This is a genomic window from Cohnella soli (genome assembly GCF_042655525.1).
Taxonomy (GTDB): Bacteria; Bacillota; Bacilli; order Paenibacillales; family Paenibacillaceae; genus Cohnella; species Cohnella soli.
The window spans coordinates 75,146-95,194 of record NZ_JBHSMI010000002.1 but is presented as its reverse complement, the minus strand read 5'-3'; the positions used below and the strand labels follow the sequence as shown (position 1 = coordinate 95,194).

General features: G+C 49.7%; 12 protein-coding genes. 5 read left to right on the top strand and 7 right to left on the bottom strand.

Going from position 1 to position 20,049, the window contains the following annotated elements; all coding sequences use genetic code 11:
- Positions 1-4 precede the first annotated feature (4 nt).
- Positions 5-1,099 carry an alanine racemase gene (locus tag ACFPOF_RS00855; protein ID WP_378128674.1) on the top strand — a complete coding sequence of 365 codons (1,095 nt, stop codon included), beginning with the start codon at positions 5-7 and terminating at the stop codon, positions 1,097-1,099.
- A 176-nt stretch (positions 1,100-1,275) separates the two neighbouring features.
- Here the strand turns inward: ACFPOF_RS00855 and ACFPOF_RS00850 are convergent, their stop codons facing one another.
- From ACFPOF_RS00850 to ACFPOF_RS00820, 7 genes are all read right to left on the bottom strand, one after another.
- Positions 1,276-6,570, bottom strand: a complete 5,295-nt coding sequence (locus ACFPOF_RS00850; RefSeq protein ID WP_378128672.1) for a glycoside hydrolase domain-containing protein — start codon at positions 6,568-6,570, stop codon at positions 1,276-1,278.
- A gap of 260 nt (positions 6,571-6,830) precedes the next feature.
- Entirely contained in the window at positions 6,831-8,033 is a 1,203-nt protein-coding gene (locus ACFPOF_RS00845) for a Gfo/Idh/MocA family protein (protein ID WP_378128670.1), read from the bottom strand.
- A 13-nt stretch (positions 8,034-8,046) separates the two neighbouring features.
- The gene (locus ACFPOF_RS00840) at positions 8,047-8,925 is read right to left on the bottom strand and encodes a carbohydrate ABC transporter permease (protein WP_378128668.1); all 879 of its coding nucleotides are present in this window, start codon (positions 8,923-8,925) and stop codon (positions 8,047-8,049) included.
- Between the two features lie 13 nt (positions 8,926-8,938).
- Positions 8,939-9,844, bottom strand: a complete 906-nt coding sequence (locus ACFPOF_RS00835; RefSeq protein ID WP_378128666.1) for an ABC transporter permease — start codon at positions 9,842-9,844, stop codon at positions 8,939-8,941.
- A gap of 106 nt (positions 9,845-9,950) precedes the next feature.
- Positions 9,951-11,687, bottom strand: a complete 1,737-nt coding sequence (locus tag ACFPOF_RS00830; protein WP_378129030.1) for an extracellular solute-binding protein — start codon at positions 11,685-11,687, stop codon at positions 9,951-9,953.
- A 120-nt stretch (positions 11,688-11,807) separates the two neighbouring features.
- On the bottom strand, positions 11,808-13,229 hold the full coding sequence (locus ACFPOF_RS00825) for a response regulator transcription factor (RefSeq protein WP_378128664.1): 1,422 nt from the start codon (positions 13,227-13,229) through the stop codon (positions 11,808-11,810).
- Entirely contained in the window at positions 13,223-14,998 is a 1,776-nt protein-coding gene (locus ACFPOF_RS00820; RefSeq protein ID WP_378128662.1) for a sensor histidine kinase, read from the bottom strand. The genes ACFPOF_RS00825 and ACFPOF_RS00820 overlap by 7 nt, the downstream gene beginning before the upstream one ends.
- A gap of 177 nt (positions 14,999-15,175) precedes the next feature.
- On the opposite strand from ACFPOF_RS00820, the gene ACFPOF_RS00815 reads away from it, so the two are divergent.
- The 4 genes from ACFPOF_RS00815 to ACFPOF_RS00800 are packed head-to-tail and all read left to right on the top strand — an operon-like array spanning position 15,176 to position 20,047.
- Positions 15,176-16,753: an aminotransferase class III-fold pyridoxal phosphate-dependent enzyme gene (locus ACFPOF_RS00815; protein WP_378128661.1), complete on the top strand. Its 1,578-nt coding sequence runs from the start codon at positions 15,176-15,178 to the stop codon at positions 16,751-16,753.
- The gene (locus tag ACFPOF_RS00810) at positions 16,731-17,519 is read left to right on the top strand and encodes a DeoR/GlpR family DNA-binding transcription regulator (RefSeq protein WP_378128659.1); all 789 of its coding nucleotides are present in this window, start codon (positions 16,731-16,733) and stop codon (positions 17,517-17,519) included. Before ACFPOF_RS00815 ends, ACFPOF_RS00810 begins: the two co-directional genes overlap by 23 nt.
- A 17-nt stretch (positions 17,520-17,536) precedes the next feature.
- Entirely contained in the window at positions 17,537-18,970 is a 1,434-nt protein-coding gene (locus ACFPOF_RS00805) for a xylulokinase (protein WP_378128657.1), read from the top strand.
- An 18-nt stretch (positions 18,971-18,988) separates the two neighbouring features.
- A complete protein-coding gene (locus tag ACFPOF_RS00800) occupies positions 18,989-20,047 on the top strand; it encodes an amidohydrolase family protein (protein ID WP_378128655.1) in 1,059 nt (352 codons plus the stop codon).
- Positions 20,048-20,049: the final 2 nt, after the last annotated feature.

Here is a 20,049-nt window from a genome sequence, read left to right as displayed (position 1 = left end):
GGAGATGCAAATTGAGCAAATGGAGACGCCGTCCGTAGCGATTGATCTCGATATTCTCGATGCGAATCTGAAGCGAACGGCTGAGCTTGCGGCCAAAGCCGGCGTAAAGCTGCGTCCTCATATTAAAACGCATAAAAGCGTGTGGATCGCCCGAAAACAAATCGAATATGGAGCTACTGGCATCACCACGGCCAAGCTGGGGGAAGCGGAAGTGATGGCTGACGGCGGAATCCATGATATTCTGATCGCCTTTCCTCTGATCGGCGCAAATAAACTGAAACGATTGGCCAAGCTGATTGAGCGCGGCGTCCGTGTCACGGTTAGCGTGGATAGCATGGAAGCCGCACGCGGAATATCGGATGTCGGGCATGCAGCAGGCATGAGGATTCCGCTCTATCTGGACGTTAATACAGGGCTGAATCGTTGCGGCTTGGAACCTGGCCTGCCTTCGGCTGAACTCGCGCTTCAAATCAGCGCGCTGCCTGGCGTTGACGTGAACGGACTTATGACGCATGCGGGCCATTCTTATGGATGCGGAGATGCGGAAGGAGCGAGAAAGGTTGCCTTTGCCGAGGCGGAAGCGTTAATTGCCACGCAGCAAATCCTCCGGGATAAAGGGCTGGATGTGCCCGAGATTAGCGTCGGCTCGACGCCTACCTCCAAATTTACAGAGCAGCTTTCGGGCGTTACCGAGATGCGCCCCGGCGCCTATGTGTTCGGTGACGGTTCGCAGTTATATCCCGGCTTCATCGATGAGACAGAGTGCGCTATGCGTATTTACGCCACTGTCGTTAGTTCGCCGCGCCCCGGAACCCTTATTGTCGATGCAGGTTCCAAGACGTTGACGAATGACGTCAGCGTCCATCGCAAAGGATACGGATACTTGCCCGATTATCCCGAAATATTCGTCGAAAGGCTCAGCGAAGAGCATGGCATTCTGGCGGTCCCCAACAATTGTTCATTGAAAATCGGCGATGTCGTCTCGATTATTCCGAATCACTGTTGTACGGTAGTCAACTTGCGCGACGAATTAGCCGGCGTTCGGGACGGCAAGCTGGATCATTGGATGAAAGTTGACGCTCGCGGTTTGATCACGTAGATTTACTGGCGCAGATTCTTAAGGAAACGAAAACACCCCGCAAAGAAACACTTGGTTGTGTTCGACTTTGCGGGGTATTTCCCTGCCGTTATTTCCCTTTATTATGGACAATCCAAGCAAATTCTGTCAAGCGGGATAGTACTGCATGTCGAGCACGGCAAAATTTAGGCGAAACGTCATTCTTTTTTCAAATAATGATAAATAGATTGTGCTGCTTCAGCGCGATTAACAGAGGCCTGCGGAGCGAATTGATTATTGCCTCTACCGTTCATTATCCCCAGCCCTGCCAAAGCTTGAGTCGCTTCTCTTGCCCACGGGGAAATTTGCGCATCATCGGTATAGCTATGCGACACAGCGGACTGAGGCGCTTGCTTGCCTCGCCAATCCAAAGCTCTCTTCAACATAACTGCCATTTCCTCGCGAGTAATCGCTGCCTGAGGAGCAAAGCGATCATTTCCTTGACCCATGACCAATCCAGCCTGCGCTACGGCATTGACTGCACCAGCAAACCACGAATCAGAGCTCACGTCTGTAAATGTGTTGCGTCCATTCTCTTCAAGCCCCAGTGCTCTTGCAAGAATGGTCGCGAACTCGGCGCGTGTTATCTCCCGTGCAGGCGCAAACGTTGTAGCAGAAGAGCCTTTAATAATCTGTCTGGCAGCAAGCTCTCGAATGGCTTCCAGCGCCCATTGGACCTTGGATAGATCGTCGAATTTCTTCACAAATATCAAGCCAGCAACCTGTCCTCCCTGGAGCAACTGAGCAGAGAGTCGATCGCCAGATACGTCTTCTTTCAAGTAGACAAGCTCTCCATCTGTTCCAATGCGATAAATATGATAGTTGGCCTGTTTTTCCTGTGCGACTGGCCATGAAAGCAACAGCGGAGCTTTAAACGGCTTTGCAGCTTGCGCGTTGTCGCCATTCATCCAAGTCACCAGCACTTCCCACACTTTATCCGGCAATGAAACATCTGCATATTGCTTATTGGCGGCAAGTGAAGCAAGCCCTTTGGCTTTATCTGCCTCCAATGCTCTCAGTCCCAGAATCAGCTTGTCGGAGCCTGCCGCCTCGCTTGATTTCAGCAACTCATCCATCCATTCAGGTCTTAGCTCTAGCTGAGCATCCCCCTGCCGAATCGTAAGTGGTTTTTTCTCCTGACGAAGCTGTTTCAGGATATCAAGCGGGATTTCAGCAGCTTCTTGCCCCGATTTCAATGTAATGACCGGCTGTTCCGCTGTAATGTCCTGCAACTTTACAATATAATGGCTTGATTGCGATCCTGCTTTTTCACCAGTTCCCGTGCTGCCTCCGGGCGTCGAGGGATCTACCGGATCTACCGGTGGCTCCTTCATCTCGAACGCAACATAATTTGACGTCGAAGCGCCATCCTGTAAGCCGTAGTCGGCCATGCTTAGGGCAACCCCCGCAATGGATGTGTTTGGTTCTACTAAGTTGATATGCGCCGTTGCGCCTATTTTTTTGCCTGCTTCGGCCGTAATGCCGATCGTTGTCCACGGAATAGCCATCTCAACCTGATAGCCGTCCGCTGTGCGCGTGCTTTTCTGGATAATGCCTTGTGTCTTGACTGAATCCGGAGCACCGTTGTAATAGGTTACAGGATCATCCAGTCTGAGCGTGTATTGATGGGTGCCGCTATCGCGCTGGCCTTGAACAAAGTTGCTGTCCACGAACAATTCGACGCTTGTATCTTCCCAAACCGGATTCGTAGTCGTCGTTCTGATATGTCCATCCTTTACATCGAAGGCAGCATACAAATATTCAGGGCTCCACAGCAACCCCAGTCTGCCTCCGTTGTTTGCATTTTGCAAATTGCCAAAGGCTTGATAGCCGATGTTCCAATTCGTATTCCAGGCTGCTTCATCAATTACCCCGTCGATATTCAACGCGGCGTTTTTAACTGATTCAAGACTGTATACCATTTTCTTTTTTACAAACTTTCTAGGCAACCAAGCTGAGGAAGATACGGTATCCTGTGAGCTATCCCCCGTCAAAGTGAGCTTGCCTGTCGCAGGGGCATTGGCATTATTGATATCCTTATCGTTCACATGGGCAGTGATGCCGATGATGTTGCCTTCTGCCGGCGTAATGCCCAGCGATTGCCATGGAATAGCGATCTCCATGTTATAACCTTCTGTTGTAGCGGCGTAGCTGTATTTAACCTTTTCGTTCGCTCTTGGTGTCACTCGATCAACATACACTTGAGGATCATTCACTCTAAAAACATATTTGACCGTATGGTCATCATACGCGCCTTTTTTTCCTGTGCCATCTACATAGATTTCCAATGAATCGTCATCCCACGGATTGGCCGCACCAGAGTTAACGACGTGGTCATCTTTAACGGATGCCGCTACATATAGAAATTCATCATTGTAGTTCATCGAGATTGTAGCTGCATTATCCGTAACGCCTGTTTTATTAGTTAGCTGCGCGCGTTCATTCCATATCTGCTCATTCAGCTTTCCGTCCAAATACGGAATAACTTGAGTAAATGGCAACTCATACTGCTTCATCGCTTCCGTATCTATGCCTAGCAAATGCAAATCGCTGACATACAACTCAGACTCGTGGTCGCTCGGGGAAAACCAGAGCAGAAGAGATGAGATGTTCGCTTTATCGTTGCTAATCCCGGACAAATCAAACGATAAGTGATTGCTGCCGGCAACAATGGAACCTATGTGATGATCAGAAGCAGCTCCATTCTTGTCAAACAGCTTCATATAAACGTCCCTTGGCTCATTGGTTGCATTGTAAATATCCAGTTCAACCGTCTGGGCCCAAGTAAAGTTCTTCATTCCTTCACGTACGGGAAATGTTAAGCCAGGATAGCTGACCTGATTGCTTGCAGGAATCTTCACTTTCAGTGCCTTGCCTTCTCCCGTCGCATGATCCTCTGTTATACCTAGTATCATGGCGCCATATGCAGTTGTAATGCCGCTAATCGACTGCTGATCCGGGAAATTATGAATGACCTTTTTCATCATAATCGGATCAATCCCAAGAGATTTGATCATGACCCTTTTCGTCAGCGTACGCTCGATGCCGCCTTTCGCAAGCTTGACGGTTACGTCGTTCATGCCCAAAGTTAAATCCATGACATAGCTGTAGCGATCGCTCACAGTATTGCCGGGCATCGCTTGGCCAGTGACTGCGTGATTGTTAATCGAAACTTCAGTGCCCTTCGGCGCATACACAATGACTTCTTTTTTAGAGAATTGATTAGGCTGATCCTCGAATACAACGAGCGACTGCGGATTCATCGCCAGCTCTTCAATAAAATCTGCGATTTCGCTTCTTACTTGCTGCAACTCCTGCGGATCTTTGGTAAAAGATTTCACATTGGTAAACAAACGGTCATAGTAAGGTTGGATTAATTCCTTGGCGGATACTTCTACCCCAAGCTGTTGCGCAGCTTGCTTAATCCGATCCTCCAACAGCCACAAATATTCATAGTCCTGGTTGCCGTCGCGGATCGCTTGCAGTCTCATTGTGGCAATCGGGCTTTTCATGCCATATTTATAGCCAGGGTATAATAAATATCCGTCTCCGTTGGCTCCCGGGATGACTAACGGATCGTTCCAAATATCGCGCTGGATATACTGGGTACCTGTCCATTTCTGAGAAACGTTAACCGACCAATACAAGTTTCCCTCAATACCGTAAGAACGCTGCATCCAAGGAATGAGTCTTGCGCTGATCAAGTCGTCGTCAAGATGATAGGTCGGGTATGGATTTGTAGGGACAACGCAGCCATACCACCACATATTGCCGCCGCTTTTTTGAAAATCTTTGACCTTCTGCAAATACTGCTCACTTTCAAATTCACGGAATAATGGCGCGAACGTATCGACATTATTGATGAGATCCGGGTGGAGACTGGTCGTTACAATATGTCTTAAATCAGGATCAATAGCCGCGATTTGCTGGCTGCGCTGATTGACCAAAGGGAACTTATCCGGTGTCGGCTCGTCAATTTCTACGCCCAGATAGTAATAGGCTTTATCTAGCAGATGTTCGTTCTTTAAGCTTTGAACGAGCTTCTCCGCTCTGCTGGGTTCGCCATTTGGCCCTTTATCAAAATCGCCTATCGTGTAGGGAATATTGTAAGCGGATACACGCGGATCACTGACATAAGGCTTCGCGTTTTCTGCATAATTCTCGTAATCCCACGGGATAGGCAAGTAAGTCGGGGTCACGTGATAATTTAATAGAAATTCATAATAATTCCGATAAATCGCCCAATATTCTGGCGAGCCGTCTACCAAGCCTGGATAGGCTGATGGAAGCATCCAGTCCCATATCGCAAAAGCGGTTTTCGCATGATTTTGCTCCGGGAGAGCAAAATCTCTTACCTTTACTGTAATCGGCACCTGTGCCACACTGCCATTTACCGTGATCGAAATCGTGCCTGTATACACGCCGGCTGGCGTGTTCTCTTCTGATTTTACCGTAAACCAGATCGCCTGATTATTGCCGCTCTGCACCTGAATCGACCCGTGCAAGGCCATATAAGGCGAATACGGAATTAATGCATCCGGATACCAGCCGGGCTCGTATACGCCATTAGACTTCTTGGTTGTTTTAATATATTGCTGCACAAGAATCTCTACTTGGCTTGCAGGTATAGTTGCATTGCCTGTGGTTAAATCCGATATTTCGGCGTTCGTGATATTTACATATCCGTCTTTGGCCGTGAGGAGCACCTGTCCGCTCTGATATTCACGTTTGGCCATCTCCAGGTTTACTTCAGTTGCAGAAAGCGGAGCGGCATCTCGTTTCAGATTCATGACGCTAGGAGCCGTCCACACGCTGTATGTACCTTCTGCCGGCTCAGGATCTGTATCCGCGTTTAATTGAACAAAAGATATATCGTCAAAATAGACTCTGCCTGCACCGTTCCTTATTAACAAATACGGTATCACTCGTTTTACGCCTGCTGTATCCTCAAGGCGAAGCGGAAGCTTAAATACAAGCTGCTGCCAATCCCCCGTGAGTGGCGTGCTCAGAGTCATACCGGCACTTCTTATGTAACCGCTATCGCCGTAATAATCCAGATTCAGCGACGGGAGACCTGCCTGACTTGAATCTGCTGCCTTGACCCAGACGGAGAACTCATAATCTTTCGACTCGTCAATGGGGATAGACGACGCATAGTTCCAGTTATAGAGCCAGACCTGCCAGTCACCGTTGTCCGGATAGTCAAAATATACGCTAGAATTGCCGGAATGCTTTTCCGCATGGCTAACGCCGAAATTTGCATTTCCCGTATTCCCCCAAGCAACCGGCATTTCTCCTGTCAGCAGCTCGAAACCTCCGTTGTCAATTAAATTGCTGGTGGCCGTTGCCGCGGCCTTGGGTGCATGCCCTACTCCGGCAAATACCGGAATGACTAGACATAAGATGATCCATTGCAAAGCCCATCGCTTGCTCTTGCTTTTCCATTTTTTCATCGTGACTCATTGCTCCTTTTCTCAATTTATCCAGAATAATAAAAGCGCTTTCAGCGGATACATCACTCACTTTAAGCAATCTCTTAGCCAAATCATATGTCTGAGCTTTAGTAGTCGAATGTCTATTCTTTATATCGCACCTCTCTCTCCATCATTAATCTGAAATGCTCTGGCATGAATATTTGAACGACAAAAAGCCGCCCATCTCTCCTTCTTCGGAAGAGTCGGACGGCGTATGCTGATGACCGTTTGTTCAGAACTCAGGAGAAATGTCGGCGTAAATGCGGCCGATAATCCGAAAAACGCACAGGTGCCCCGCCTGCTGCAGCCGACTGCACCGACAACGGGAACACCGAGCTCCACGTCACCGCGTCGTACACGTCGACAAGCGGTTTGCGGCGTTCCCTCACAGCTGTCACGAACTCCTGCAAGACGAACAGGTCGCCGCCGCCATGCCCCGTCGCCAGCGCCTCTTCCGACCATTGCCGCCAAAGAGGATGTTCCCATTCCGCCCCGCACGACCACAGCGACTGCCACTCCTCATGACCTTTCTCACCGGCGATCTCGTTCTCCCGCCAGATTAATGGCGTCTCCCCGTCGAATCTCGGTCCTAAATAAGCACCTCTCGTGCCCTGCAAGCCATAATGCACCATATTGTGCGGACGCGAGGATTGAAGATCGACGCGCAGCGAGATAAGTGCGCCACGCTTCGTGCGGATGAGCGTGCTGGACGTGTCCCCTTGCTGCCAGAATCCCGGTTGCGCTCCCGGATGCTCCGCACCGAATCGCTCGCGGAAATAGGCGACCGACGCTCTGCTGTTCGCATTCACGGTGACAAGCTCCTCGAAGGCATCGCCGCCTTCCTCTCCGATACCGAGCCATTTCGCGACCGGCCCGAGCGAATGCGTCGGATATGTCGCGCCATTGTAATCGCGAATATACTCGCCCCGCCACGTCAAGCTTCCATCGCCGTGGTGAAACAAATTCCGGCAATCATGAATATACCCGCATTCCGCATACGTAATTTCCCCGAACTCCCCCGCTCTTGCAAGCTGCTGCACCATCATATTCTCGCGAGTGAAGATGTAGTTTTCCGCCATCATATACGTCAGACCGGTTTGTTCGACCGCTTCGATCAGTTCCCAGCCGTCTTCGATCGTATGCGCGGCGATCACTTCGCTTAACACATGCTTGCCAGCACGAAGCGCCTGAACGGCTTGGCGAGCGTGAATCAGCATCGGCGTCGCGATGAACACCGCATCGATCGTTGGGCTGTCGAGCAGCTTCTCAAAGCTGTCGAACACGGCGATGCCCGGATACTTACTCTGCCAGTTGGCCAGCACGAGCGGATTCAGATCGCATACCGCCACCAGTTCAACTGTATCCGCCAGACTCACCAGCGCAGAGCCGAAAGCGCCTCCCCGTTGTCCGCCTACGACTGCCAATTTCACTTTATTCCCCATTGCTCTGCCTCCGTTACCCCTTAATCGAACCGACCAACAAACCTTTCACAAAATACTTCTGCAGAAAAGGATACACGCATGCGATCGGCAGCACCGTAATGATCGTAATCGCCATCTTGAACGTCTGCGGCGTAATCGCCCCAAGCCCCTTCTGCCCCTGCATCTTTAATTGATCCAAAGAGTTGATCTGATTCAGCGTGTTGTACAACACATATTGCAAAGGATACAAGTTCGGAGACATCGTATTGTAAATCTGCGTATCGATGAACGCATTCCATTGATTGACGCATTCAAATAGGACAACAGCTGCAAAGACGGGTGTGCAGATCGGAAAAATCACTTGAAAAAAAAGCCGGAAATCATTGGCCCCGTCCACGACAGCAGCCTCTTCGAGTTCCTTCGGCAGCGCTTCGATATACGTCTTGATGAGCACCATGCTGAACACGGACACCGCGCCTGGAACGATGTAGATGAGGAACGTTCCCTTAAGCTGCAAATAGCCCATCAATAAATACATCGGGATCATCCCGCTGGAGAAATAAAGCGTAAAGACGAAGTATTTGCGAAAAAACTTCACGCCGCCCAGGTCGCTTCGCGTCAGTGCATAAGCGCCCATCGAAGTGAAAAACAGCATGACGGCAGGGCCGAGTACAGCTCTTCCAATAGAAACGAAAACGCTCTTCAGAACAGCCGGGTCCCCGAACGCTTTCGTGTAAGAGTCGAAAGTGAAACCAGCCGGCCACAGCACCAGTCCGCCGTTCAGCATGCTCGGATTGCTGAGCGAATAACTGAGGATGTAGACGAACGGAATGACCATGATGGATAAAACAAACAGCATAAACAATGTGTTGGCGACATCAAACAGCGAACCGCTTATTGTTCGTTCTTTCATCGTGTTCTCCTTCTTAGAATATGGCTTTTCCCGTTGCTTTTTTGGCAATGGCATTCACCAAGACAATGATAAGCAGACTCATAAGCGTCTTCATGATGCCGACCGCGGTCGCATAAGGGTAGTTCAGCAATTGCAACCCGTATTTATAGATGTAAATATCGAGAACCTCCATCTTCTCCCAGTTCGTCGTATTCGTGAACAAATAGAACTGTTCGAAGTTGGAATTGAGTATCCATCCGCTGTTGAGGATGAGAAGCACGATCAACGTGGGCACGAGACTCGGCACCGTAATGTACAGCACTCTCTGCCAGCGGCTCGCGCCGTCAATCTGGGCAGCCTCGTAATATTCCGAAGGGATCGAAGCAATGGACGAAATAAAAATGACGCTATTATAGCCGAGATATTTCCATACGCCAAGCGCAATAATAAACACCCACGCATACTTCGGGTCTCCGAGCACATTCATACCTTCGCTAATCCAGCCCCATTGCACCAGCATTTCATTGATCGCGCCGGCCGATGTGGCGAACAGCGCGCTCGAAAGCGAATAAATAATAATCCACGAAATGAAGAAGGGAAAAAACGTAACGGTCTGAATCAGCTTTCCGAAAAACCGCTGCCGAACTTCATTCAGCAGAAGCGCAAACACGAATGCCGTACCTAAATTGGCAATCAGGGAACCAATATTGATAGAAAGCGTATTTCGCAGCAAGTATACATAATCATTCGTTTCCGTGAAGAAAGCTTTGAATTGTTGAAACCCGACCCATTCCGAAGTAAACAACGAGAACCCCGGTTTATAATTCACGAAAGCGATAAACCAGCCAAAGAGCGGCACGTATGAGAAAATAAAAGTAATCAAGACAGCCGGTATAAGCATCGCGTACAAATAGCGTTGTCTGGAAATTTTGGCGATCATATTTCATCCTTTCCGCCATTCGGAAACAATGAAGAAGCCAAGGGATACAAGAACAGTTGCAGTCCGCATATCCGCTGGCCCCTTCATCCTCAAGCTGACTTGTCTCTTATTTGAGTTGATCCAATTGCGCTTTCTTCTCCTGGTAAAGCCGGTTATATTCGTTAACGACTTGCTCCGGCTTTAATTTCTGATAATCGCTGATGACCGACTGATACATCGCTTCGAACTCCTCATCCGACTTCGGTTTGATAATGAGGGCTGTCGAATTTTTCACGCGGAAATCAACCATTCTTTGGTGCAGGGCACCGAGTTCGGACGTCGTGTCGATCGCAATCGTCCCGGCAACACCGGTATGCGCCGACTCTCCGGTTTTCAAATAATAATCCTTCGAATTCGCCCAACCCAACGCGCTATAAGCGTCTCTCGCCTGCTGCGTCAAATTCAGTTCATCCTGGAGGCTTGGATCAAGCGCCATGTTGTAAGGAACGCCGTCTTCGCCGTTTGTCATCACGTTACCGAGGAACTCAAAACCGCCAAGCCCGATTTTTTCGTCGGAATTCGGATCCGCTACCATCTTCTTGTAAGCTTCCGTCGGTACGCGTTTGCCGTCGACAATCGTATATTGTTCGCCTTCGAACCCGGACTGCAGCAGGATGCGCCCTTCCTCCGTCGCCGCCCAGGCTAGAAGATCCTCAATTCTTTCCGGATGTTTGGCGTTTTTCGTAATGGCGTTAATCGCGAACGGACGAGTATCTTCAACGCGAATTTGCCGTTTCTCGTTCCGCTCGATTTGCGTCTTGCTGCGAACCGGCATATTGATGTACTGAATGTCTGGATGCCCCGCTTGGATCAGGCCTTGATTGGTTACGCTCAGTGCCCATACGACATACCAGGACGACAACGCCCGGCCGCTATTCAGCTTCTCTACGAACTGATCGTATTTATCCGTGAACGAGTCTTTGTCCAGAATGCCTTCCCGGTACAATTTATTAAAGAATGCCAAGCCTTCTTTCACATATTCGTTCATCATCATATCTTCGAATTTCTGATCGACCTGATTCCAAACGACGCCCATATTCCCGGCGGCCGCCGTGTACCTTCCGCCCTTCTCGTACATGATGGCCCCAATGCCTTGCATACCCCACGGCTCTGCGAACGGAACGATCATGCCGAGCGTCTTCTGACCGTTCGTCGTCGGATTATCTTTAAGCCCTTGCTTCAGGAACTTAATATAATCGTCCGTTGAGAGCAAGTTCGGCCAGTTTTGTTGCTTCAGCACGTCGGTACGCACCCCGATATCGTTCACTTCGACATAGTTGCGGAAGTCGACCGGCACCATGCCTTCCCATTTGTACAGCTTGCCATCAGACGCCGACAATCTCCACAATGGAATTTGCTCGCTGTACCTTTTGGCGAAATCCGGCGATTTGGCAACGAAATCATCCAGCGGAAGCAAGGCGCCTGCGTGCACATACTTATCGAACGTTGCATTGTCTTGAATCGTGATCATTTCCGGATAATCCCCCCCGGCAAGCATCAGATTTAATTTGTCGGCATAATTGCCCGGCGTCTGAACATATTCGAACACAATATTGAATTTGTCTTTAATGACCTTGCCGACTTTCGTCTCATCGCTTCTTTTCACTTTCATGGCGGCTTGCGTCAACACTTTAATGACGTATTCCTCTTTCGGAACCTCGCTCGAGCTGCTCGCGGAACTGCTTGCACTGCTGGACGGCGAAGCGGCGGCCGATTCACTGGCCGACGGCTTGTTGTTGGAACTGCACGCCGAGACGAGCAGAACGCCGCACATCATGGCGATCAACATTCCTTTTCTGCGCATTGCTTTCAATTCAAAGTCCTCCCTTTATCGCGTCTTATCTGTCAGCGCTTACATCCTTGATGATAAAGGAAGATCAACCGCTATCATATGTTCATACTTAATGTCCGGTATGTCTATATTTTAGGATGGGCCCCGTTCGATTTCTCGATACTGCGAAGCCGTTTGCCCCATCATTTTCTTGAAAGTTTTGGCGAAATGGAAATAATCCAAATATCCTGCGCTTTCGGCTATTTCCTGAACCGATAGATTCGTCTCTTTCAGCAGCTTGCTCGCATATACCATCCTTTTCCGTGTCACATGCTGCAGGAACGTCTCCGACGCCTCCTTACGAAACAACTGGCTGACATAACTCGGGTGTACGTCCATTGTTTCGGAGACCGTCTGCAAAGACAAATCTTCTCTGAAGTGCTCATCGATGTACGCCACGATTTTGTTAAAAGTGGATACCGGGGCACTGGAGGAAGCGGTAGCCCCCGACCGGTCGCAATACGTGCGCAGCATCGATTCCACGTGCGCCATCATGTCGTTCACGTAACCGAATCTGTTCGCCAATTGTTGATAGGTCCATAGCTGTTCTTCTTCCAGCTTGTACACATGAAGCAGTACCCAATTATACAAGGACACCGCATTTCTGATCGTGAACTTACTTTCGGCGATCAACGTTTTGATTTTGGCGGACAGTTCGTCCACGCACGTCGTGCTCCGCGTCTGATGTAATTTCCACAAAATTTCTATCACTTCATCCACGCCGCCGCCTGATAATACAGCGTGCCATATGCCTCTGTTGCCCGTCACAAAAAACTGATGGGCAGCAGCGTTCGCCTCCCCGATCGCATCCATCAGTTGCGTCGAATCATATATGACGCTGCTGATGCCGATACCGGCAACATCTTCAGGAAAATAAGCATCGAACGACTCGACCAACGCTGCCATGCAGTCGCCTTTTACAATGTATGCCTTCACGTTTTTACCTATCTGCAACGCTAGATAGGGCACATCAGTCGGTATAGGCACATCAATTGGGCCGACAACAACGGCAACCGCTGCGCCGACTTCAACATCCCACTCAAATCCAAGCTTCATCATCAGCTCTTGAAGATGACCGCCGGAAGGAGTGTCGTTGTCTTGAAGCCGATTCAACAATTCCATCTGCCACATCGCTTTGTTCTTCAGATGCTTCTGGCCAAATTGCTCCAATGCGGCCGCAAACTCCTCCTCGTCAAACGGCTTTAGCAAATAGGACAGCGCACCGTATTGCAACGCTTTCCTCGCGTACTCGAACTCTTTATATCCGGACGTCACAATGAAGCCGATGTCCCGGTTTAATGCGCTCCCTTGCCTGATTAATTCCAGCCCGTCCATCCCCGGCATACGAATATCGGTAAGTACCAGATCCGGCGACAGCTTCTTGATTTGCTCATATCCATCCACGCCGTTGAAGGCTTCGGCAATAATCTCATAACCAAGCGACCGCCAGTCCACGATCGTCTTCAAGCTTTGTACAACCCATTTCTCATCATCGATGAGCAGCACTTTTAACATGGCGCGTCCTCCGTTCTTCTCGGCAGCAGCAGTTCTACTTCCGTCCCGGCATTCGGTGCACTGCGAATCTTTAATCCATATGGATCGCCGTAAGCGCTTCGCAACCGATTATGCACGTTAACGATGCCCAGATGACCGTTGTCGTTGTGATGGAGTCGGGCGAGAAATTCTTCTCCCGCAGCCAGTTCCGCTTGAATTAAGGCCAATTTCTCGCTTGGAATGCCTACCCCGTCATCCTTGATCGCAATGACAACATCACCCTCCGGAGTCTCCCGTGCACCTAGCCATAAGTTGCCTTTCTCCATTCTGCTTTCGAGTCCGTGCGTAATCGCGTTTTCCAGTATCGGCTGCAGCACCATCTTGAACACCCGATTGTTCAACAACGCTTCCGGGAAATCGATATGAACGTCGAACCTGTCTTCGAAGCGGAATTGCTGCAATTTCAAATACGCCTTCGCGATCTCCAGTTCCTCGCCGAGTTTCACTTCATCTTGCCCTTTAATGCTGTAACGGAGCATTTTGCCCAGCGCAACGATCATTTCGCGGATTTCCATGGCTCCTGTCGCGCTCGCCATCCCTCTCAGCGATTCAAGCATGTTGTACAAAAAGTGAGGATTCACTTGCTGTTTCAGAAATGCTAGCTCAGCTTGCTTCTTAAGCAGCCCGAGCGACATAATTCTTGTTTTGGACTCGACGACTTCGTCCGTCAGTTGATCGATTTCATCGAGCATGCCGTTGAACTTGTCCGCCATGACCATAATTTCGTTATAGCCCACTAGCTGGATTCGCTTCTGGTCATGATAAATATTTTTGACTTTTTGCACCTGAATGAACCTCATGAAGGACTTCATCGGTTCGAGAATATTGCGGCTTATAATCAAGAGCAGCACAAGAAGAACAGGGATACATACGGCCATAATCCACCAATAAACGATTTTCACTTTCTCCAATCCCCGGAACAGATCCTTTTTCGAATAGACGTTTACGATTTTCCCTTGCAGGTCGCGAAGCTCCATCGATTGAACGACATACTGGCCATGCTTGCCAGCCATCGATTCAATGTTCATCTGTTGTCCGATCATTTGCTCATCATTGCTGGATGCAACCGTCCCGTTACGATCGAGCACATAGAAGTGGCCGAAGCCGTTAGCCAGCATCGTATTGAATTTGGGAAACAGTGACTCCAAATCCAAAATGACCACCATATACCCCAACGTCGACGCCGGAAATATATTGCTGATTCTGGACCCCACCACAAAATAGCGATGCTTGACGTCATCCTCCACGATCTGTTTAAACCCCGCATAATACGGCTTCAACCGCGAATCGTGATTTTTTCTCATTTCCTCGACAGTGGCCAATACGGCGCTTTTTTTCTGCTTTTCGTACATGAGGTTAACATTGTTGCCGTTCTCTCCAATGATCGTCATGTCCACGATGCCGTTCTCGAGTTGACTGATCGTCGTAATGTACGTGTCTACCTTCTTGAACGCGTCGATTTTGTCCAGCAAGTCTGTCGATCTTAAATACTGATGCACGTCCGCACTGTAGGAAGTGTTAATGACCAGTCCGTCAATATTATCGATTTGCGACTGAATGTACTGCGTGATTTTGTCCAATAGCTCGATGGAATACGCCTTGTTCTTTTGATAGATCATTTTCTGAGATTGCCAATAAGTGACGAACATGACCGATACGACGACGGTTACGAACATCACGAAGATGACCAGCAATTGAAGTTTGATGGGACGTTTTTTGAAGTAGTCCATTGTGATCTCTCCCGTATACCGCGAGGTGGTCCAAGCGCTTAAAATATACCATCGAGGAGGAATATCGGCAAAACGAAATGCAAAACGAAACTAATTGACAGCGTAAACGAAACTAAATAAAATGTAAACACAAGTATACGAAACAAAACCCAAATCACACTAAGCGAGTTGAGCCTAATGAAAGCGGTCAAACAATCTTTGGTCCAGTTGCTCGGAAAAGAGTACATGGATGCCGTAACCGCCGGAGCTGCACTGCTGACAGACCTGAGCGCCGAAGCAGCTGCCGGAATTGCAGATGACGTCATCGAATTTTTGCCGGACGCGGTCATGGAGCTTACGAACCGTTACCTGGATCAAGTCGGAACTTCGGTCGTTCCCGCCTTGAACGCGGTCATGAATGGCGCCCCTACGGACGCTTTCCACAAAGCAGCCAATCGAAACGCAAGCCCGCTTGGCGGATTAGGTTTTCTTCGCTTAGGCGAAGACGGTAAACTGTATTTGACGGCCAAAAGCGAGCATTACCACACGTCGCTCGGACACAATTTTCCCGGCTACAAGCTGATCGATCATGCGAGAGCGCTCGGGATTACGAATGCCACCCACAACAATACGCGGGGCTATATTACGCGATTGCTGGAAAGAGAATTAATTCGGACAGCGAACGGGCTTGGCCGGAAGGAAGTACGCGAGCTGGACAACATTCTGGATTCACGAGAGCCCCATGTGTTGAATCGGGTTATTAATTTGGAAACAGGAACGCTCGCTTGCGAAGCCGGAATTAAAATGATGCTAGCCCGCTTTTATCGGCTGGATGCGACATTCCCTGCACCCAAGTACGAAGGGAGAACCCCGGTGTTTTTCGTCATGGGCGACCATAACGGCGGAGGGCAGGCGAATTACCACGGTACGACGATCTACGCTCAGCTTTTGCGCGACATGTGGCCGGGCATGTATGAGAAGCTGGAACAAGAGGGCGCACTGAAAGTTTGTACGGTAACGATTAACGATATCAACGATTTCCGGACAAAGCTGGAACAGTTCAACAAACCTCCGTTCAAAGTGGCCGGATTTTTGCATGAAATCATTTTGATGAACTACGGCGGAATCAAGCTCGAGGAAGCGTTCCTCCAACAAGCTTACTCCCTTTGCCATGAGCAGGATGTACCCATCATGTGTGATGAAATCCAGTCGTGCATGTGGTATCCGGGAATGTACTTGTTTAAAGAATACGGCTTAAATCCGGATATCGTCGTCATCGGGAAAGGCTTCCCGGGCGGTCAATACCCGGCCTCCCGCGTCATTACGACTGCGGAAATGGATACGCTGAATCAATTCGGCGCCCTTGTGACGAACGGGCAAGAAGAATTGGCGGCGCTGGCTTATCTCGTTACAATGAAGTTTGCTGAGGAAAATGCGCCTTACGTCGCCCGTATGGGAGCCTATTACGAGAACAAACTTCGTGAGCTAGGCTCGAAGTATCCTGATCTTATCGAAAGAATAGAAGGCAAAGGGCATCTGTCGACGATATTTTTCCACGATGCCGACGCCGCAATCGCTTTTACCCGTAAAATGAACGAGAGATGCATCGACATCAGCGCTCAGACATACAAAGCGAATTGTCCGCCGGCAGCACTCACCAAACCGCCGATTACGGCAACCAAGGAAATGTTTGAATATTTGCTTCGCAAAATGGATGAGGCCTTAAACACGATTACACTGTGGGGGAATACCGATGAGCGATCTGAAGACGGATGATATTCATATCGAGGAACGAAGGAAAAGAATCGTAGAAAATCTCCAAGCCGAAGGCAAAGTGAAGGTAGCAGAGCTGAGCAAAATGTTCGGCATCTCCGAAGTCACCATCAGAGGCGATCTGGATGAACTGGAGCAGCAAGGTTTACTGCAACGCATTCACGGCGGCGCGATCAGCGCGTACAAAAGCTATTACAACATGAACTTCCAGGATCGCATGGCCTCCAATAAAGAGGAAAAAAGAAAAATCGCAATTGCGGCCGCTTCGATGATCGTCGATGGCGACACGGTCATTATCGGTTCCGGTACTACGCCGCTATATGTCATGCAAGAATTGAGAAACCACAAAAACCTGATTGTCATTACCAATTCATTATCGGTTGCGCATGAGGCAAGTTACCACCGGCATATGAACGCCGTCGTCTTGCTTGGCGGCAACGTTAACTTGGACTATCAATTCGTCACTGGCGACGATGCGATTAGTCAAATTAGCAAATACAAGGCGGACAAGCTCATTCTCTCCTCCGATGGAATCAGCTCCGAATTCGGGGTGACCACCTATCATCATCTGGAAGCGGAATTGAATCGGCAAATGATTGCCAGAGTGGATAAAACGATTCTTGTCGCGGACTACACCAAGATCGGCAGAGCGAACTTCTCGCGCATCGAAAGCATCGACAAAATCGATTGCCTGATCACGAACGACAATGCCAATAAAAATGAAATTGAAGGCATGAAAGAAAAAGGCGTTGAAGTACGCCTAGTTTAAGCGAGAGGGGCTTAGAGATGTCTGTTGTCCAATGGTTAATCGGGCTTGATATCGGGACGTCGGCGATTAAAGGCGTGTTGATGTCTTCCGAAGGTACGATTGCGGCGCGCGAGCGAAGCGGCAACGACTATCAAATCTCGGAGAACGGTCGCATCCAATTTGACGCCGAGCAGCTCTATCGCACAGCCGCGGATGTCATCCGCCGTTTGGCCGCCTCCCTCCCTTCGGGAAGCACGGTGGAAGGGGTAAGCATCGCATCCGCCAGCGGAAATACGTTGCTCGTCGATCATCGTGGCAAGCCGATGATGCCTGCCATCAGTTGGATGGATACGCGTGTGAGGGATGAAATTCAAAAGGTGTTCGGCGAACTGGATAGCCGGCAGGAATATGAACGGATCGGCTGGCCGCTGCTCCCTCAATTCCCGCTTGCCCATCTGGCATGGATCAAATGCCATCATCCGGAACTTCTGGCCGATTCGTCCTTCGTCTGCATGACTACAGATTATATCCTCTTCCGGCTGACCGGGCGCTGGGGCATTGATCGTTCGACTGCTACTACCTTTTATTTGCAAGATCAACAGGCTGCCACCTGGCACGCCCCCTATTTGCAACAACTCGGCATATTGGAGGACAAATTGCCGCCGATTCATCTTCCTGGCACACGCCTTGGAGGTCTGACTGCGCAAGCCGCACTCGATACAGGACTTGCGCCGGGCACGCCCGTTGTTCTTGGTGCATTCGACCATCCTTGCGCGGCAAGAGGAGCCGGCATCCTGGACGAAGGCCAATTGCTGCTTTCCTGCGGCACTTCTTGGGTCGGTTTCTATCCAGTGAACGACAGACGGAAAGCGATCGAACAAAACATGCTGGTCGATCCCTTCCTCCAACCCAATGGCCCATGGGGGGCGATGCGTTCGCTGCCTGCCATTGCCGCCTCAATAGATAAATACATCATTAACTACTTATCCGATGGCGCCGATCGTTACACGGTGTTCGACAACTACGCATCTTCTGCGGTTCCGGGTGCGGATGGGCTTCTCCTCCACCCTGTGTTGGAGGAACCGGCTATTGACTTGTCCGCTTATTCGAAGGCGGACATTGCCAGAGCGTTAATGGAAGGCACCGTTTTTCTGCTCAAAAAACAAGTAGACGACTTAAAGGCTGCAGGCATCCCGGCTTCAACCGTCACGATGGTAGGCGGACCTATGGAAAGCCGCGCTTGGCCGCAGATCGTTGCCGATGTGCTTGGCGTAACCGTTAACATCGTTAACGGCTCCTGCGCCGGAGCCGTTGGCGCCGCCATACTTGCCGGCATCGGTACGGGGTTGTTCGCAGATGAGCGGGACGCCTGGCGGCAGTTACAGTTCCCTACTCGCACGTTAATACCGAACCCGACAAGATCGACTAATTATCAGCAACGGTTTCAGCAATTTATGAGCAAATACGAATAATCAAGGGAGGCGCTTCGCATGAGCACATTGTTCGAAGTAAAGAAGGTAGACACGGCTTTCTATGAAGAAAGATTAAAGGATTTTCTCCCGGACCGAATGCTCGACATCCATACCCATGTCTGGTTGGATAGCATTAGACGGCAACAGACTGGCGGTACGCCGGTAAGAGCGGTGACGTGGCCTTCGTTGGTTGCGAAAGACAATTCGATCGAAGATTTATTCGAGACTTATCGGTTAATGTTTCCGGGCAAAGAAGTAACGCCGTTAATTTTCTCCCAGGTGAGCCGCGACTATGACATCGATGCCGGCAATGAGTACGTCAGACAATGCGCCGAGAAGCACTCTCTCCCTTCATTGATGGTAACGATGCCCGAGCAAAGCGCCGAACAGTTCGAAGAAGGAATTCTAAGAGGCGGTTTCCTTGGCTGCAAAGTGTATTTGAACTTTGCCAGCTCCTATATTCCGGAGAAGGAAATCCGCATTTACGACTTCCTGCCGCACCATCAATTAGAAGTGTTGAACAAGCACGGCTGGATGGTCATGCTGCATATCCCTCGCGACGGAAGATTGCAAGACCCCGTCAATCTGATGCAAATGCTGGAGATCGAGAAGAATTATCCGAACGTTAAAGTGATCATCGCCCATGTCGGCCGGGCCTATTGTCCCGAGGATATTGGCAATGCTTTCGAAATTCTTGCGGAAACGAAAAACATGGTTTTCGATTTCAGCGCCAATACGAATGCATACGTGTTTCAAGAGCTGATCAAAGCGGTTGGGTCGAAAAGAATTTTATTCGGAAGCGACCTCCCGATTCTGCGAATGAGAACAAGACGAATTTGCGAGAACGGCAACTACGTCAATCTGGTTGCCCGAGGAGCGTACGGGGACGTATCCGACGATCGGCATATGCGCGAAGTGGAGTCGGATGAAGCCGACAAGTTGTCCTTTTTCATGTATGAACAACTCGATGCTTTCAGAATCGCCGCTCAAGCCGAACAGTTAACGAAGAAAGATATCGAGGATGTTTTCTACAATAATTCTCAGGCCCTTATTGATAACATTCGGAAGGGAAGGTAGGA

What these genes read in the sequence shown, in the direction of transcription:
- ACFPOF_RS00820 (WP_378128662.1), bottom strand. Translation starts at nt 14,998, where the DNA reads ATGGACTACTTCAAAAAACGTCCCATCAAACTTCAATTGCTGGTCATC.
- ACFPOF_RS00805 (WP_378128657.1), top strand. Translation starts at nt 17,537, where the DNA reads ATGTCTGTTGTCCAATGGTTAATCGGGCTTGATATCGGGACGTCGGCG.
- ACFPOF_RS00840 (WP_378128668.1), bottom strand. Translation starts at nt 8,925, where the DNA reads ATGAAAGAACGAACAATAAGCGGTTCGCTGTTTGATGTCGCCAACACA.
- ACFPOF_RS00810 (WP_378128659.1), top strand. Translation starts at nt 16,731, where the DNA reads ATGAGCGATCTGAAGACGGATGATATTCATATCGAGGAACGAAGGAAA.
- ACFPOF_RS00845 (WP_378128670.1), bottom strand. Translation starts at nt 8,033, where the DNA reads ATGGGGAATAAAGTGAAATTGGCAGTCGTAGGCGGACAACGGGGAGGC.
- ACFPOF_RS00815 (WP_378128661.1), top strand. Translation starts at nt 15,176, where the DNA reads ATGAAAGCGGTCAAACAATCTTTGGTCCAGTTGCTCGGAAAAGAGTAC.
- ACFPOF_RS00850 (WP_378128672.1), bottom strand. Translation starts at nt 6,570, where the DNA reads ATGAAAAAATGGAAAAGCAAGAGCAAGCGATGGGCTTTGCAATGGATC.
- ACFPOF_RS00800 (WP_378128655.1), top strand. Translation starts at nt 18,989, where the DNA reads ATGAGCACATTGTTCGAAGTAAAGAAGGTAGACACGGCTTTCTATGAA.
- ACFPOF_RS00825 (WP_378128664.1), bottom strand. Translation starts at nt 13,229, where the DNA reads ATGTTAAAAGTGCTGCTCATCGATGATGAGAAATGGGTTGTACAAAGC.
- ACFPOF_RS00835 (WP_378128666.1), bottom strand. Translation starts at nt 9,844, where the DNA reads ATGATCGCCAAAATTTCCAGACAACGCTATTTGTACGCGATGCTTATA.
- ACFPOF_RS00855 (WP_378128674.1), top strand. Translation starts at nt 5, where the DNA reads ATGCAAATTGAGCAAATGGAGACGCCGTCCGTAGCGATTGATCTCGAT.
- ACFPOF_RS00830 (WP_378129030.1), bottom strand. Translation starts at nt 11,687, where the DNA reads ATGCGCAGAAAAGGAATGTTGATCGCCATGATGTGCGGCGTTCTGCTC.